13 protein-coding genes are annotated in these 14,990 nt (G+C 73.3%); 3 read left to right on the top strand and 10 right to left on the bottom strand.

What is annotated here, in order from left to right; genetic code table 11:
* Window positions 1-24: 24 nt before the first annotated feature.
* Window positions 25-588, bottom strand: coding sequence for a TetR/AcrR family transcriptional regulator (locus tag Scani_RS22750; RefSeq protein ID WP_159482309.1), 564 nt, complete (start codon window positions 586-588; stop codon window positions 25-27).
* A 425-nt stretch (window positions 589-1,013) separates the two neighbouring features.
* On the opposite strand from Scani_RS22750, the gene Scani_RS22745 reads away from it, so the two are divergent.
* Window positions 1,014-1,319 carry an SHOCT domain-containing protein gene (locus Scani_RS22745; protein ID WP_159482308.1) on the top strand — a complete coding sequence of 102 codons (306 nt, stop codon included), beginning with the start codon at window positions 1,014-1,016 and terminating at the stop codon, window positions 1,317-1,319.
* 811 nt (window positions 1,320-2,130) lie between these two features.
* Here the strand turns inward: Scani_RS22745 and Scani_RS22740 are convergent.
* Together Scani_RS22740 and Scani_RS22735 are read right to left on the bottom strand one after the other, a co-directional pair.
* Entirely contained in the window at window positions 2,131-2,637 is a 507-nt protein-coding gene (locus Scani_RS22740) for an ATP-binding protein (RefSeq protein WP_159479320.1), read from the bottom strand.
* Between the two features lie 175 nt (window positions 2,638-2,812).
* Window positions 2,813-3,100 (bottom strand): hypothetical protein, encoded by a 288-nt coding sequence (locus Scani_RS22735; protein ID WP_159479318.1) that lies wholly within the window; start codon window positions 3,098-3,100, stop codon window positions 2,813-2,815.
* Window positions 3,101-3,470: 370 nt separating this feature from the next.
* On the opposite strand from Scani_RS22735, the gene Scani_RS22730 reads away from it, so the two are divergent.
* A complete protein-coding gene (locus tag Scani_RS22730; protein ID WP_159482307.1) occupies window positions 3,471-4,568 on the top strand; it encodes a PLP-dependent cysteine synthase family protein in 1,098 nt (365 codons plus the stop codon).
* A 48-nt stretch (window positions 4,569-4,616) separates the two neighbouring features.
* Here Scani_RS22730 and Scani_RS22725 read toward each other — a convergent pair whose 3' ends face one another.
* Both Scani_RS22725 and Scani_RS22720 read right to left on the bottom strand, forming a co-directional pair.
* On the bottom strand, window positions 4,617-5,090 hold the full coding sequence (locus Scani_RS22725) for an SRPBCC family protein (protein ID WP_159479316.1): 474 nt from the start codon (window positions 5,088-5,090) through the stop codon (window positions 4,617-4,619).
* A 96-nt stretch (window positions 5,091-5,186) separates the two neighbouring features.
* Complete coding sequence (locus Scani_RS22720) at window positions 5,187-6,032, bottom strand: DeoR/GlpR family DNA-binding transcription regulator (RefSeq protein WP_159479314.1); 846 nt, start codon at window positions 6,030-6,032, stop codon at window positions 5,187-5,189.
* Window positions 6,033-6,875: 843 nt separating this feature from the next.
* On the opposite strand from Scani_RS22720, the gene Scani_RS22710 reads away from it, so the two are divergent.
* A complete protein-coding gene (locus tag Scani_RS22710) occupies window positions 6,876-9,317 on the top strand; it encodes a hypothetical protein (RefSeq protein WP_174872743.1) in 2,442 nt (813 codons plus the stop codon).
* Here the strand turns inward: Scani_RS22710 and Scani_RS22705 are convergent.
* The 5 genes from Scani_RS22705 to Scani_RS22685 form a co-directional block, all read right to left on the bottom strand.
* A complete protein-coding gene (locus tag Scani_RS22705) occupies window positions 9,287-11,722 on the bottom strand; it encodes a right-handed parallel beta-helix repeat-containing protein (RefSeq protein WP_159479312.1) in 2,436 nt (811 codons plus the stop codon). The genes Scani_RS22710 and Scani_RS22705 overlap by 31 nt on opposite strands.
* 167 nt (window positions 11,723-11,889) lie before the next feature.
* On the bottom strand, window positions 11,890-12,483 hold the full coding sequence (locus Scani_RS22700) for an Rv1733c family protein (RefSeq protein ID WP_159479310.1): 594 nt from the start codon (window positions 12,481-12,483) through the stop codon (window positions 11,890-11,892).
* A gap of 169 nt (window positions 12,484-12,652) precedes the next feature.
* The gene (locus Scani_RS22695; protein WP_159479308.1) at window positions 12,653-13,096 is read right to left on the bottom strand and encodes an ATP-binding protein; all 444 of its coding nucleotides are present in this window, start codon (window positions 13,094-13,096) and stop codon (window positions 12,653-12,655) included.
* Window positions 13,090-13,980, bottom strand: coding sequence for an MEDS domain-containing protein (locus Scani_RS22690; RefSeq protein WP_159482305.1), 891 nt, complete (start codon window positions 13,978-13,980; stop codon window positions 13,090-13,092). Before Scani_RS22690 ends, Scani_RS22695 begins: the two co-directional genes overlap by 7 nt.
* Before the next feature lie 142 nt (window positions 13,981-14,122).
* Window positions 14,123-14,947, bottom strand: coding sequence for an MOSC domain-containing protein (locus Scani_RS22685; protein WP_159479306.1), 825 nt, complete (start codon window positions 14,945-14,947; stop codon window positions 14,123-14,125).
* Window positions 14,948-14,990: the final 43 nt, after the last annotated feature.

Raw genomic sequence — 14,990 nt, 5'->3', positions numbered from 1 at the left:
CTCCGTACGGTGCGGGGAGGGCGGTCAGGCGGTGGTGCCCGTGCCGGGCGTGACCTGTGCGGCGAGCAGTGACAGCACGCCCCGGACGGCCACGTCGAAGGGGGCGCTGTCATCGGCCGCGCGGGCCAGGACGTAACCGCCCTGGACGACGGCCGCGACGGTGGCGGCGACGGCCGACGGGTCCAGTCCGGCGGCCAGTTCGCCACGGCGCCGCCCCTCGGCGAGGACCTCGGCGATCCGGCCCTGGAGCCAGCCGAACATCTCGTCCAGCGGCTGCCGCAGCTCGGGGCTGTCCACCACATCGCGGTCCTGGGTCATCCTGCCGACCGGGCAGCCGCGCAGCACCTGCCGCTCGCGCAGCAGATAACCCGCGACCCGCTCGTACGCCGTACCGGGGGCGCTCAGGGACTCCTCGGCGACCGCCTTCATCCCCTCGGCGGTGCGCCGGATCGCGGCCACCGCGAGCGCGGACTTGCCGGCGAAATGGTGGTACATGCTGCCCTGGCCGACGCCCGCGCGGTCCAGGATCGCCTTGGGGCTGGTACCGACGTACCCGCGCTCCCACAGGAGTTCCTGGGTGCTCCGCACGAGGCGTTCCTGGGTGCTGGGGGCGTGGTGCGTGCCGGGTGCGGTGCGGGTGCCGGGCGGTGTCCATGGGCTGGGCGGTGCTGGAGTGCCGGGCGGTGCTGAAACGCCGGGCGGTTCCTGGGGGGCGAGCCGTTCGTGTGCACCGGGCGGTTCTTGTGTGCCGAGCGGTTCCTGAGTGCTCATGCGAGCACTGTACATACTAGTAGTTACAGAGCTCAAGGGGCGCCGGAGCGGGGGGAGGGCGGGCCTTAGCGGTCGGAGCAGGCGGGGAGGCCCCGCGTACTTCCCGTGGCGTACGGACAGAGCCGCTGGCCGTACGACGACCGGCGGCCTTCCGCGGGCGAGGCTCGAAGGAGACCGGAACCCCCGGTCCTCCCCGGGGCCGGAACCCTCCGGCCCCTTGCCTCAGCGAGGAGCTGATCATGATGTTCGAACTCGCCGAACCCTGGGCCGGCGGTGGCCCGGGGCCCTGGTTCCTGTTCGTCCCCGTTCTGTGGGCGCTGGTCATCGTCGGCGTCGTCACGCTGCTGCGCCGCACCGGCCGACGCCATGGCGGGCCCGGCGGGCGGTTCCGTGGCCCGCAGTACTCCGCCCGTGCCGACGCCCCCTCGCCCCTCGCCGTACTGGGCCGGCGCTTTGCCGCCGGGGAGATCGACGAGGAGGAGTACTGGCGCCGGCTCTCCGTCCTGGAGGAGCACTTCGGCGCCGGCCCCAAGGGAGGCACGGCATGACCGCCGCCTGCCGCACCGGGGCCGCGCCCACTGCGAGGGACGTCGAGCCCTCAAGGCCTACGGGGCGGACGAGGCGCGGGTGCGGACCCCGGAGGGGGTGAACCTCGACCTCCCGGCCGGTCAATTCGCCGCGGTCATGGGCCCGTCCGGCTCGGCGTGAGCGTGGTGGCGATGCCGGGGGGGGATCACCGCCGCCAGGTCGCCGGGGCCCCTGGGCCGTTGGGTGCGCGGCTCGTAACCAGGGGCAGGAAGGCGCGTGCCGATGCGGTACGCGGCGGACACGACGCTGCCATGACCCGTCGGGAGTTGGACCGGGTGGCCGCCTTCAGCGCGGCTGGATGCGCCGCGGGCCGTAGTGACCGGACCGATCAGTAGGGGCCGCAGAGGGTAACTGGGCGGCGGGATACGGGAAAACGGCGCGGGGTCGGTGGGAGGGGCATCGTGGGCGCGCCGGTCACCGGGCCCCGTGCCCGCGGTCGCGCGGGCCGCATCGGCGAACTCCTCGGCGGTCACCCACGCTCGTTGATCACTCACGCTCGTTGATCACCCGCCCGCGCCGATCACCGGCCTCGATCACCGGCCGGAAATCACCGGCCTCGGCGATATCCAGCCACCCCTCACCGGTGTGAGTGTCCGGTAAGAACCGGCAGCCCGGTGCGAGGGTCGGGCACGGACCGGCCGATCGGCGCGGGCTGTTGGGTGTGGACGGGTTGACCGCTGCGAACCCGGCTCTTGGGCGGCATGACCGACATGAGGGCAGGGCGCGATCCGGCCTGACCGCCCCGCCCGCGGCCAGCCGCGGGCCACCCCGTCAGCCGACCCTCGTACCCCGTATCCCGGGGCACGGGCCGGCCGCCGTACCGGTGTCCGCCAGCGGCAGGGGCTCCAGATAGCCACGGACCGTACAGGCCTCTTCGGGAGCGGTGGTCAGCGCCGGAAGGGTGAACCACACGACCTTGCCGCTGCCGTCCGGCCGCACCCCCCAGCTCTCGCTGAGCGCCGCGATCAGTGCCAGGCCGCGACCGCAGGTGTCCCAGGTGTCCGCGGCCCGGATCCGCGGCAGCCGGGGATCCTCGTCGTGCACCGAGACCGTCAACTGGTCCAGTAGGACGCACAGTTCCACGGTGCACTGTTTGCTGGGGCGGGCGTGCCGGTGGACATTGGCGAGGAGTTCGGTCACCCCGAGCGCCGCCGGGTCTATCAAGGCGTCGAGACGCCAGTACCGCAGCTGCGCGGAGACGATTCTGCGCACATGTCCGATGCGAGCCGGAACGGCTTGGAGCTCCACCGTGCAGTGCCTGCTGGGCTGCCTGATCACGACCGCGACTCCCTGATGAGGCCGGGCGCCCCTCTCACCGGGCAGGGGCGAAGATCGGATCCAGCGATGCCGACTGCGCCACAGCGTCACCGCTGGTGAACCCTCAGTGATACGAGTCCAGGGTCATGCAGCCGGTCCGCTCCCGCAACCGCACCTCCACGTCCGGAGGGGGCCGTCAGGAGCGCTGCGGACGCGCCGCCTCCAGGGCCTTGAAGAACAGTTCCGGGGCGCCCAGGGTGAGCGAATAGCGGTGGCCGTTGAGCGTGGCGAGCGCCCGGTCCCGGGCCGCGAACAGCGGTTTATGGGCCTCTACGGCCTGCAGCGGGGCGCTGTCGATCTCCGTGCCGTAGCTGGTCAGCAGCGCCAGGCGGCCGTCTCGGATGACGACCTGTCCGGCGCGGGTCAAGGACCGCAGCCATCGCTCGATCCGTACGCCGGTCGCGTTGAACTCGGCCTCCGCCATGCCGGCACCTCCTCGGTTGGACGGGCAGTTGCCCTCCACCGCCCCTTGAGAAGAAGTCTGCCGGTGCCGCGCCCGGTGCACCAGTGCCCCCCCCCGGTGTGCACAGCACGCAACGATCCTGCCCCACGACCTGCTTGGGGTATCCCAAAGTGATGTTTATGCAGGTGAGAAGGGTGCAGAGGGTGGTTATAGTCGGAGTCTGCTCGCCGTCGTGCGCGGGCTTTCGAACCCACCCCGGAGGAGCGCGCCGGTGAGCACCGCACAGCAGCCGCAGAGCCGGCCCGACCAGGAGGCCGTGGCCGGTACCCCGACGCCGACCGAGGCCGCACCCGGCGCCTCGGTGCCGACCGAGGCCGTGGGCAGTACCCCGATGCCGACCGTGGACGGCGACCGTACGGATCCGGCCTACCGGAGCTGGCTCAAAGAAGCCGTCCGCAAGGTCCAGGCGGACGCCAACCGCACCGCCGATACCCACCTCCTGCGCTTCCCGCTGCCCGAGGAGTGGGGCATCGACCTCTACCTCAAGGACGAGTCGACGCACCCCACCGGCAGCCTCAAGCACCGGCTGGCCCGCTCGCTGTTCCTCTACGGGCTGTGCAACGGCTGGATCCGGCCCGGGAAGCCCGTCATCGAGGCCTCCAGTGGCTCCACGGCCGTGTCGGAGGCGTATTTCGCCTCGCTCATCGGGGTGCCGTTCATCGCGGTGATGCCGGCCACCACCAGCCGCGAGAAGACCCGGCTGATCGAGTTCCACGGCGGCACCTGCCATCTGGTGCAGGACCCGCGGACCGTCTACGAGGTCTCCGCCCGGCTCGCCGCGGAATCCGGCGGTCATTACATGGACCAGTTCACCTACGCGGAACGGGCCACGGACTGGCGCGGCAACAACAACATCGCCGAGTCGATCTACCAGCAGCTGCGGCTGGAACGCTATCCCGAGCCCGCCTGGATCGTGGCGACCGCGGGCACCGGCGGCACCTCCGCGACCATCGCCCGCTATGTCCACTACATGCAGTACGACACCCGCATCTGTGTCCCCGACCCGGAGAACTCCTGTTTCTTCGACGGCTGGCTCACCGGTGATGCGAAGACGGACTGCGCCACCGCCTCCCGCATCGAGGGCATCGGGCGGCCCCGTATGGAGCCGAGCTTCGTGCCGGGCGCGATAGACCGGATGATGAAGGTGCCGGACGCGGCCAGCATCGCCGCCGTACGTGCCCTGGAGACCGCGATCGGCCGCAAGGCGGGCGGCTCGACCGGCACGGGGCTGTGGAGCGCCCTGAAGATCGTCGCGGAGATGGTCGCCGAGGGGCAACGGGGGTCCGTGGTCACCCTGCTGTGCGATCCCGGCGACCGCTACCTCGACAAGTACTACTCCGACGACTGGCTGGCCTCCCAAGGGCTGGACATCGCGCCCTACGCGCGCACCCTCGACACGTTCCTGGCCACCGGCTCCTGGCCCGTCTGACTCCTGGCCCGTCCGAGTCCGTCGCGCCGGCCGGCGTCCCGAGCTGCCTCAGGCCTTGGCGAGCCTGCGGTCCAGGGCCCGCGCCGACTTCCGGAAGGCGCGGCCCAGGCCGGGCCTGGCCAGCGTCAGCAGGAAGCGGAACGGTGCGGGGCCGTCCGCCGCGAACGTCCACCGCAGTCGGGTGCCGCCATCCGTCGGTGTCAGCCGCCAGTCCTCCAACAGGGCATGCAGCCCGGGGGTGTTGGTGGTGTCGACCCGGTAGGCGTAGCGCACGTCGGGCTCGGCCGCCAGGACCGTCTCCGTGAAGCGGGTGCCGCCCGTGAGGTGCACCTCACGGCCCTTGCCGCCGTGCGTCGACGCGGACCGGGCCACGCCCGTGAACCAGCGCGACCAGCCCGCCACATCGTCCGCCAGCGCCGCATACACCGCTTCCGGTGGCGCGGCGGCCTCCGCCGCGAACACCAGCCGCAGCGGGGCGGACTCGACGAATGCGAGCTCGACGGGGCGGAGTCGGCGTGCCATGTACGAGCACCCCCTACGGGACGGTCGGCGGCCTGCGGAGCGGCGGCCGGGAACGCCGCCGCAGCGGCTCACTTTAGCTGACGATCTGTCAGTTCGTCAGATGTCCGCGTCGGCCGGCCGCTCGCCCGCCACCACCAGCTCCGGCGGCAGCTCGGCGAACTCCGCGCGCGCCTCGGCGGACAGCCCGGCATCCGTCACCAGCACCTCCACCTGGTCCAGCGTCGCAAACGAACTCAGGCCGACGGTGCCCCACTTGGTGTGGTCCGCGACCACCACCACGCGGCGCGCGGACCGCACGAAATGCCGGTTGGTCTCCGCCTCCGCCAGATTGGGAGTCGACAGCCCCGCCTCCACCGATATGCCGTGCACCCCGAGGAAGAGCACATCGAAGTGCAGCGACCGGATCGCGGCATCGGCCACCGGGCCCACCAGGGTGTCCGACGGCGTCCGCACCCCGCCCGTCAGCACGACCGTCGCGGCGCCCGCGCGAGGCCCGGCGCCACCGCTGGCCGCCGCCCGCTGCGCGCCGTAGAACACATCGGCCACCCGTACCGAATTCGTCACCACCGTCAGATCCGGCACGTCCAGCAACTGCTGCGCCAGCGCGAACGCGGTCGTGCCGCCCGCCAGGGCGATCGCGCTGCCCGGTGCCGCCATCTCGGCCGCCGCCTTGGCGATGTCCTCCTTGGCGCTCAGCTCCAGCGCCGACTTCGCCTCGAAACCGGGCTCGTGCGCACTCGGCTCGCTGACCGGCACCGCGCCGCCGTGCACCTTCTCCACCAGGCCCTGGCGGGCCAGTGCGTCCAGATCGCGACGGACCGTCATATCGGACACGTTCAGCTTGCGGGTGAGTTCATTGACCCGCACCCCTCCGCGTCGCCTGATCTCGTCGAGAATCAGGGCACGCCGCTGCTCCGCGAGGAGGTTCTGGTTGTCGCTCACCCCGGCCCGTCCCTTCCGCCCCGGCTCGCTGTGTCGGGTCGTACGCGCTGGCTGCCGCCCGCGATCACTGATGCCCTCATCCTCGCACGAGGTACTGACAGTGGTGCTGGTGACGGGGGAAGTGATTGCTGGTGGGGAGGGGGTGGGGGATGGGCATGTGGATGGGGTTGGGGGAGGGGGCCCGGCGGGGGTGGCGCGTGCGCTGTGGCCGGTGGTGGTTGGCGGCGGGGCTGGGCGGGCTGCGGTGGGGCGTGGGCTGCGGCGGGGCGCGGCCTATGGGGTGGACCTGGCCTGCGACGGGGCGCGGCCTATGGGGTGGGACGTGGCCTGCGGTGGGGCGCGGCCCTGCCGCCCTGCCGCAGGGCCTGCTGGTCCTGCCGGGCCTGCCGGGCCTGCCGGGCCTGCCGGGCCTGCCGGGCCTGCCGGGGCGGCCGGGGCGGCCGGGGCGGCCGGGATCGCTCCCCCGCCCCCTCCCCCTCTCCCCCTTCGGGGGAGGGGGCGGGGGGTGGGTTCGGGGGTGGGGGGGACGCGGGGGCGCGCAAAACCCCGCCCACCCGCCCACCGACCAAGTACCGCCCCGGAGTGGGTACTGGATGTGCTTCCCGGGGGAAGAGACAATCCGGGAGCGCCGCACCGCACGGCGCCGTACGAACAACGGGGCACCACCACACGGCGCGAGCCACCGCGCACGCACCGCCCCGCGCACGTTGCCAAGCCCGCGCAAACGCACCACCAACACATCGCACGCACCACGCACCACGCACCACGCAGCGCAACCACTACCCACAGCGCACGCACGACCCTGCGCACGCCTCACACACCGCATGACTACGGGGGACACCAGTGGAGACCGCGGATCCGACACCGCACGCGCGCCCAACGGGCCGTGAGAGCACGGCAGATGGCCCGCCACCCGCCGCACCGCACCTCTCCCTGGAGCTGCTGGTGCACGGCGTCGGCGGCACCACCGCACAGGAGATGCTCGGCGACCCGCGCGTCCAGCTGATCACCGGCGACGACACCGCCGCCTGCTACCGCCGTACGGACGACGCGGACGCCGAGCAGCGGCCCGACGACTACCGCGGCGAGCCGGTGCGCGAGGCGTACTGCTGGTCCAACCTCACCTCGGGCAACGGGGCCCGGGCCCTGTGGCTGCTCCTGGTGCCCTTCATGGTCGCCAACCTCGCCCACTGGATGCGCCCGGCCGCCCCGCCCGAGCACCCGGCCCAGCGGCTCTACGACCTCCTGGTGCGCATCCTCGCCCTCACCCTCACCGTCCTGCTCGCCGCCGCGGCCTGCGAGGTCGCCCTCGACCTCACCGCCTGGCAGTGCGCCGGCACCACCGTCTGCGCCGCCGGCAAGTCCTGGATGGGCTTCCTCAGCCCCGACAACTCCGGCTGGTGGAGCGCCCCGGGCCGCCGCCTCGCGCTCGCTTCCATGGTGCCGCTGCTCGTCATCGGCTTCCTGTGGTGGCTCTCGCGCCGTACGTGGAGTGCCTACGAATCCGCCTCGCCGCCGCCGCGGCTGCCCGGCACCTCCCGCGACACCCCGGTCGCCGAACGCACCCCGCTCAGCCTGAAGGGCTTCTGGTACGGCCGCCGGCTGGTCGCCCGGCTGCGCGCCGCCCACACCACGGCCGGCGTGCTGACCATCGCCGCCGTCCTCCTCGCCGCCGGCGCCCGGGCCGACGGGCGCGGCGACGGCCACACCGCCCTCGCGGTCACCGGCCGGGCCCTGACCGCCCTGGTCATCCTGCTCGCGGCCGTCACCGTCGTGGTCGTCTGGCGCACCGCCCGCAGCGAGGCGGCACCGGACGACGAGTCCGACCATCTGGTCGTGCGGGCGCTCCCGTTCGCCTCCCTCGGGGTGCTGGCGCTGGTCGTCGTGCACACCGGCTGGGCGCGCCCCGGGTCCCACAGCCACGGTGCGCTGCCCGGCGCCGCCGCCTTCGGGGGAATCGCCGTCTTCCAGGGCCTGTTGGTCCTCGCGCTGGCCCTGACCGCCTGGGTCCTGCAGCGCTCCGCCCCCGACGATGCCCGGACCGCCCTGTGCGGCATGGGCGGACCCGCCGTCGCCCTGCTGGCCTGCGCGGTCGGCGGGGTGCTGTCCGGGGGAGTGGCCCAGCGCTTCGCGGACTGGCTGGACGGCGGCGCGACCCCCGGCCAGGAACACGCTCCCATCCCCGGGCCGCCGGTGCTGCTGTCCTGGCAGGCCTCGGTCATCCCCGTCCTGCTGGTCGTGGTCGCGATCGTCGTCGTGCTGGCCGCCGTCCGCGTGATGGTCGTCAGCGGCCGGGTGGCCAAGGACGTCCCCGGGCTCTACGACCCGCGCGAGCACCCCGACGAGCGTCGTACGAAGCGGATCGCCGGCACCATCGCGGGCGCCGGACTCACCGACTCCGCGCCGGTCCTGGTCGCGGCCACCGCCGCCGTCACCCTCGTACTCGGAGCGGGCGCGGTGGCCGGCGCCTGGCTCAGCGACCTGGCACCGGGTCGCGCCACCGAAGGCGCGCCGCCGGTCGTGCACGCCGCCGCCGAGACCGCCGAGTCCCTGGGCTCCTGGCTGATGAGCGCCGGTGTCATACTGCTGATCACCATGGGCCGGCGGGCCTATCGCGACCACTCCGCGCGCCGCACCATCGGCATCCTCTGGGACGTCGGTACGTTCTGGCCGCGCGCCGCCCACCCCTTCGCGCCGCCCTGTTACGCCGAGCGCGCGGTCCCCGACCTCACCTGGCGGATGGCCACCTGGACCGAGCGGTTCGACGGCCGGCTTGTGCTCTCCGGGCATTCGCAGGGCAGCGTGCTGGCGGCCGCCGCCGTCTGGCAGCTGGACCTGGTCACCCGCAGCCGCGTCGCCCTGCTGACGTACGGCAGTCCCCTGGAGCGGCTCTACGGACGCTGGTTCCCCGCCTTCTTCGGGCCGCCCGCGCTGACCGGACTGCACCGTCAGATGGACGACTGGCGCAACCTGTGGCGCTTCACCGACCCCATTGGCGGCCCGATCCGCCTCACCTGCGACGACGGCCGCCGGATCGACGAGGGGCCGCTGCGCGACCCGCTCGCCTTCGGCCGCACCCTGCAGAACCCGCTGCCCGCCCAGATCCTGGGCCACGGCGACTATCAGGCCGACCCGGTCTTCGGCAGGGTGCGCGCCGAGCTGATCGCCCGGCTCGGCCCGGACCTGCCGGGCCAGCGGCCCGCCGGTCACGCGGGCCGCGGTGCCGCTGCCGACTGCCCGGACGACCGTCCCGCTCAGGGGAGTTCGGGCAGATCGTCCGCGTAGAGGAGTGACAGGTCGTCGGTGCTCGGGGCGGTCAGCTGCGACACCCGCCCCGCGTGCCGCTCGACCATCGCCTCGAAGGTCTGCCGCGCGGTACGGCCGTTGCCGAACGACGGCCCCTTGGGCAGCGCCGTGAAGTACTTCAGCAGCGCCTCGCCGGCCCCCTCGGCGAGGCGGTATTCGTGCTCCTCGCCCTGCTGCTCGACGATCCGCAGCAACTCCTCGGGCGCGTAGTCGCCGAAGGTGATGGTGCGTGAGAAACGGGACGCCACGCCGGGGTTGACCGCCAGGAAGCGTTCCATCTCGGCGGTGTAGCCCGCGACGATCACCACCACGGCCTCCCGGTGGTCCTCCATCAGCTTCACCAGGGTGTCGATGGCTTCCTTGCCGAAGTCCCGTCCGGAGTCCTCGGGAGAGAGGGCGTACGCCTCGTCGATGAACAGCACCCCGCCGCGCGCCCGGTCGAACGCCTCCTGGGTACGGATCGCCGTCGAGCCGATGTGCTCGCCGACCAGGTCCACCCGGGACACCTCGACCAGATGCCCGCGCTCCAGCACCCCGAGGGCGGCGAGGATCTCGCCGTACAGGCGCGCCACGGTCGTCTTGCCCGTGCCGGGAGAGCCGGTGAACACCAGATGGCGGCGCACCGAGGCGGCCTTCAGCCCCGCCTCCTGCCGGCGGCGCCCCACCTCGATCATGTTGATCAGGCTGCGCACCTCGCGCTTGACGCTCTCCAGCCCCACGAGGGTGTCCAGTTCGCCCAGCACCTCGTCGGAGGGCCGGCTGCTGACCGCCGGTTCCGGTGCGGCCGGGGCGGCCGGCGGCGGGAGCTGCGCCGGGACGGTGCCCAGCAGTCCCGCCGTCTGCGTGGCCTGCTGCACCGCCGGGGCCGTCACCGCTCCGGCGGCCGGTTCCTGTACGGCGCGGCTCTCGTCACTGGTGCAGTCCTGGACCGTGGGCCCGTCGCTCTGCCCGGCGCCGCCCTCGGCGAACTCGTAGCCGCCGCGCGCACACCGCTCCGTACGGCACCGGGTCAGCGCCGTACGGCAGCCGTCGATCACATGGAAGCCGAACCCCGAACTCCCGGTGACCCGGCAGCCGTGGAAGGTGCCGCGGCCCTCCGCGGAGACGTAGAAACCGGCCTCGGCCGGTGAACTGACCGTGCAGCCCTCGATCGTGGGGTCCGCGCCCTTGGTGACGATCACCCCGGTCTGCGCACCGTCGATGGTGCAGTTGGCGAGGGTGCCGCCGCTGCCGTGGTCGCGGAACCACGCACCGGTCGCCGCCTCCCTGATCCGGCAGTCGTCGAGCTGTACGGTCGCGCCGTCGCTGACCGACACCGCGGTGTTGCGGACCTGCGCGATGTCGCAGTCCACGACGTCGGCGCGGGAGCCCCGGTCCAGCACGAACAGGGCGTCCGGCACATCGTGCACCCGCGTCGAGTCCAGCAGGGCGGTGGCGCCGTCGCTGACCCAGACCGCCGGATAGTCGCCCGTGCTGTCGTGGATCTCGCACTGGTTGGCGTCCACGCGGGTGCCCGGGTCCCATACGGACAGACCGTTGCGTCCGAAGTGCCGCACCGTGCTGCGGGTCAGCGTCAGCACCGAACGCGACCGCAGATCGACCGCGTTCTCCGGGATGTCGTGGATGTCGCAGTCGGCGAGGGTGAGCACCGCGTCGGTGTCCAGGGTGACGCCGTCGGCGGAGGTGCGGTGCACCGTGCAGTCGGTGAAATGGCCGGTGGCCCGCGCGGCCACCTGGATCCCCGCGCCCTTGATCTCGTACAGCTCGCAGCCCACCGCCTCGACCGCGCTGCCCTCGCCGTTGACCGACAGGCCGGCGCCCGAGGCGTGGTGGATCCGGCAGTTCTCCAGCCGGGGGTGGGCCCCGCCGCGCACCGCCACCCCGGTCTGCCCGGCGGCCATCACCTCGCACTCCTCGAAGACGCCGCCCGCGCCGTCCAGGACGCTGATGCCGACCCCGCCCGCATTGTCGACCGTGCAGCGCCGCACCGTCGGGCGGGCGCCGCCGCGGACCTCGATACCGGAAGCGGACCGGGTCACCACCCGCAGGCCGGTCAGCTCGGGGGCGCCGTCCTCGACCAGCAGCGCGGGGGAGGCCGAATCCGTCGCCTCCAGATGCAGATCGTGGACGGTGGCCGAGGCGCGGACCGTCAGCGCCACTCCGTCGGCCGGGGCGATCCGCACCGACCCGCGCGCCCCGTCCGGTCCGCGCAGCGTCACGGCGCGCACCAGCACCAGGTTCTCGCGGTAGGTACCGGCCGGGACGGTCAGCACATCGCCGTCCCCGGCGGCCTCCAGGGCGGCGGCGAGCGAGCTGTACTCCCCTGTGCGGCGCCGCCAACGCGACGTTCCGGAGTGCGTCACCTGGACCGAGCCCTGTGCCATGGCGCTGTCGTGCCCCCACTTCGTGCGGCTGTCGTCGGCCCGGCACCATCCGTCCGCGGATGTCCGTTTTCCGGTCTGCGAGGCCCCAGCCGAGAGGCTGGCGCCACCACCGTAGCGCGCCCGGCGGGCGGTAGTTGACACGGTCAGCCGCCTGGAAAGGCGGCCCTTCAACTCCCCGCGCCGGCCCGGCCCCAGTCCTGGCCGGCGCGCTCCCACTCCTCGTCCCAGCGGCGGAAGCGACGCACCATCAGCAGCCAGACGACCATCCGCCGGGCGCCCTCGATCATCATGCCGACCCCGGCCGTGGTGCCCAGACCGGCCAGCACCGCGTGCGTCCCCGCCGTACTGGCGTCCATCGGCCGCGGCGCCACCCGGCCCCGGCCGTCCGTCCAGATCCGGAACCGCTCCCCGGTCTCCACCGGACGCGGCGCGGCGAGCTGTCCGATGTGTGCCGTGCCGTCCCGTGCCGTCCAGCGGGCGACGACCCGGCGGTGCGCATCGCGCTGCGACGAGGTCTCGGGATCGGGGTCGAGCGGGGTCCGGGAGACCAGCCGGTCGACGGTGACCCACTCCAGATGCCGCTGCTGGTGCTGTATCCGTACGGTCTCCAGCAGCGCGCCGTGCGTGGCCCGTCCGGCGAGCCAGCCCACGGAGGTCGCCCCGAGGGCGATCAGCAGGGCGGCGGCGAGCGCCACCCAGGCCTCGATCCGATCGGTCCGGCGCCGCAGCGGATTGCGCCGCCAGCGCCATACACCTCTCATCGCTCGCATCCTGCCCCCTCTCCGTGTCCGTGGATACCTCATCAGGGGTGGTCCATGCGAGAGTTCCGCGAAGAGAGAGCAACTTCACCCGGTACAAAGAGCGACAACCGGACGTATGGAACGTGTCCGGGGACCGCGTCCCGGAGTCCCGGCCGCGGTGGCACCGCGCTCAGCGCAGCCGTACCGCCAGCGTCACCACGGCGCCCGTCACACCCGTCTCCGGAGCCTTCGCGGCCACCGCGAAACGGTCCGCCACCAGCCGTGCCAGCCACAGCCCGCGCCCGTTCGGCGCGCCGTCCAGGCCCGGCAGCAGCTCGGGGATCACCTCCTCGCTGAACCCGGGGCCCGCATCGCTGATCCGGCACTCCAGCTCATCGCCCACCCGCCGCAGCACCAGCCGCCCCGAACCGCCCGCATGCTCCACGGCATTCCCCGCGATCTCGTCCACCGCCAGGACGAATTCGCCGCGCCGCGGCTCGCACAGCCCCTCGCGGGCCGCACACTCCTCGACCAGCAGCCGCAACTGCGGCAGCAGCCGGGCGGTGAAGCGCCGCTGCAGCAGCCGGCAGCCGGACTCCTCCGCCGGCACCTCGGCCGGACCGGGGCTCACCACGCCCGCACCACCTCCGTCAGCGCCAGCCGCGGCACCGTCCCCGCGCCCAGCCGGCGCAGCAGCCGGTGCTGCCCGCGGTCGCAGCGCACCTCGACCAGATCGTGGCCCGCCGCGCAGCGGGCCGAGCGGAGCAGGCCGACGGCGCAGCCGACCGACAGGAAGTGCAGCCGGGTCAGATCCACCGTGAGCCACCGGACCGGTGGCGTCTGCGCCAGCGCGAGCTCCAGCGACCGGCCGAACGCGGTCCGGTGCGCGGCGTCCGCCTCGCCGACGAAGCACAGCGTGCCGTCCGGGGCGCGCAGCGACCGCAGGCTGCCCAGGCGTTCCAGGAGGGCCCGCGGATGCGCCCGTTCCATGGCGGTGAGCACCGCGCGGTCGAACCGGCGGCGGTCGTAGGCGCAGATCTCCGTGTACGGCCGGCCGGTGAAGAGCGCCTGCGCACCGCTCTCGCGGCACGCCATCACCTCGACGTCCGCGCCGAGCGCACGCACCCAGCCCATGTCGATGAACGCCCGCAGGCCCGCGTACCCCTCGGCCGTCGCCCGGTCCGTCTCCGCGTACAGCCGGCCCATCTGGCGCGCGGCGGTGAACGCGGTGTCCGGCAGGATCACCGCACGCATGCTGGTCACCACCAACTGGCCCCGCTCACGGGCCGCAGCCGTGCTGCGGCTGGGGAAGTCGATCCTGGCCAGCACCTCGTCCTCGGGCACCCCGGGGCAGGGCAGCACCAGGACCTTTTCGCCGCGGGCCAGCCCGAGCCGCACGAATGCCGTGACGACCTCCCAGCGCACCTCGTCGTCGCCGTAACTCACGAAGGCATGGTCCCCGGACCGCAGATGCTGGACGGGGAGGAGGCGGTCGCCACCGGTGTCCCTCGCGGGCATCGACACCCAGCTCTCCGTCTTCCGTCGGGCTTCGCCGTCGGCGGCGCCGGGCGCTCCCCGCCGACGGGTGGTCACCGGCCGCGGCGGCCCGTGGCTGCCGAGGGCCGGCGGCGCGACCTTGGCGAACGGCCGCGCCGGCCCGTCAGCCGAGTATCTCGAACGGGTCGCCGATACGGATCGTGCCGACCCCGCGGGGGATCAGATTCTGGCCGAAGACCAGCCGGTCACCGAACCGGCGATGCCGGGCGAGGGTGCGCAGCGGCTCCTTGCCGCGCTCGGCGGTGCGCTGGTCGGTGGTGGTGACCACGCAGCGCGAGCAGGGCTTGGCCACCTCGAACACCACGTCGCCGATACGGATCCGCTGCCAGTCGTCCTCCGCCCAGGGGGCGGTGCCGTCCACCACCACATTGGGCCGGAAACGGTTCATGGGCAGGGGGCCCTCGTCGGCGTGGTCGCCCTGCGCGATGAGCGAGTTGAGGGCGTCCAGCGACGAGGCGGTCGTCAGCAGCAGCGGGAAGCCGTCGGCGAAACTGACCGTGTCGCCGGGCCTGGAGTGGTCCGGGTCGATGGGCCGGCGCTTCTCCGGGGCATCGAGGTGCGCCAGCCGGCACTCGATGCCCAGGTACCCGCTGAACCACTCGGACGCCGTCGGGTCCGCGGGTACCGCCTCGACCTTGTCGCTCCAGACCTCGACCGTGATCGTCTCCCCGGATGAGGGCACCTCGACCGTCAGCGGCTCCCTTCCGGGCGCGGTGCACACGAGGCCACCGTCCGCCTGCTCCTCGGCGTGCGCCAACGCGAGAGTCCGCTGCTGTCGTTGGGTGAGCTGCCTGCCCTCGGCGTCCACCAGCAGCCAGCGTCGGTCCCCGGCGAGCCCCCACGGCTCCACGACCGCCTCGCCGGGACCGGACCCCGCAATGGATTTGACCGGGTAGAGATGGATCGACTGGAGAGCAGGCTTCGGCATGCCGTCCATCCTGCCAGCAGCCTCGGACAGTTGACCGATGGCC

The organism is Streptomyces caniferus, assembly GCF_009811555.1.
Classification (GTDB): Bacteria; Actinomycetota; Actinomycetes; order Streptomycetales; family Streptomycetaceae; genus Streptomyces; species Streptomyces caniferus.
This window is presented reverse-complemented; position numbering and strand designations above follow the sequence as displayed.

Coding starts and splice junctions, on each gene's coding strand:
- Scani_RS22745 (WP_159482308.1), top strand. CDS start 1,014: ATGTTCGAACTCGCCGAACCCTGGGCCGGCGGTGGCCCGGGGCCCTGG.
- Scani_RS22725 (WP_159479316.1), bottom strand. CDS start 5,090: ATGGCACGCCGACTCCGCCCCGTCGAGCTCGCATTCGTCGAGTCCGCC.
- Scani_RS22735 (WP_159479318.1), bottom strand. CDS start 3,100: ATGGCGGAGGCCGAGTTCAACGCGACCGGCGTACGGATCGAGCGATGG.
- Scani_RS22685 (WP_159479306.1), bottom strand. CDS start 14,947: ATGCCGAAGCCTGCTCTCCAGTCGATCCATCTCTACCCGGTCAAATCC.
- Scani_RS22705 (WP_159479312.1), bottom strand. CDS start 11,722: ATGGCACAGGGCTCGGTCCAGGTGACGCACTCCGGAACGTCGCGTTGG.
- Scani_RS22730 (WP_159482307.1), top strand. CDS start 3,471: ATGCCGACCGTGGACGGCGACCGTACGGATCCGGCCTACCGGAGCTGG.
- Scani_RS22700 (WP_159479310.1), bottom strand. CDS start 12,483: ATGAGAGGTGTATGGCGCTGGCGGCGCAATCCGCTGCGGCGCCGGACC.
- Scani_RS22690 (WP_159482305.1), bottom strand. CDS start 13,980: ATGCCCGCGAGGGACACCGGTGGCGACCGCCTCCTCCCCGTCCAGCAT.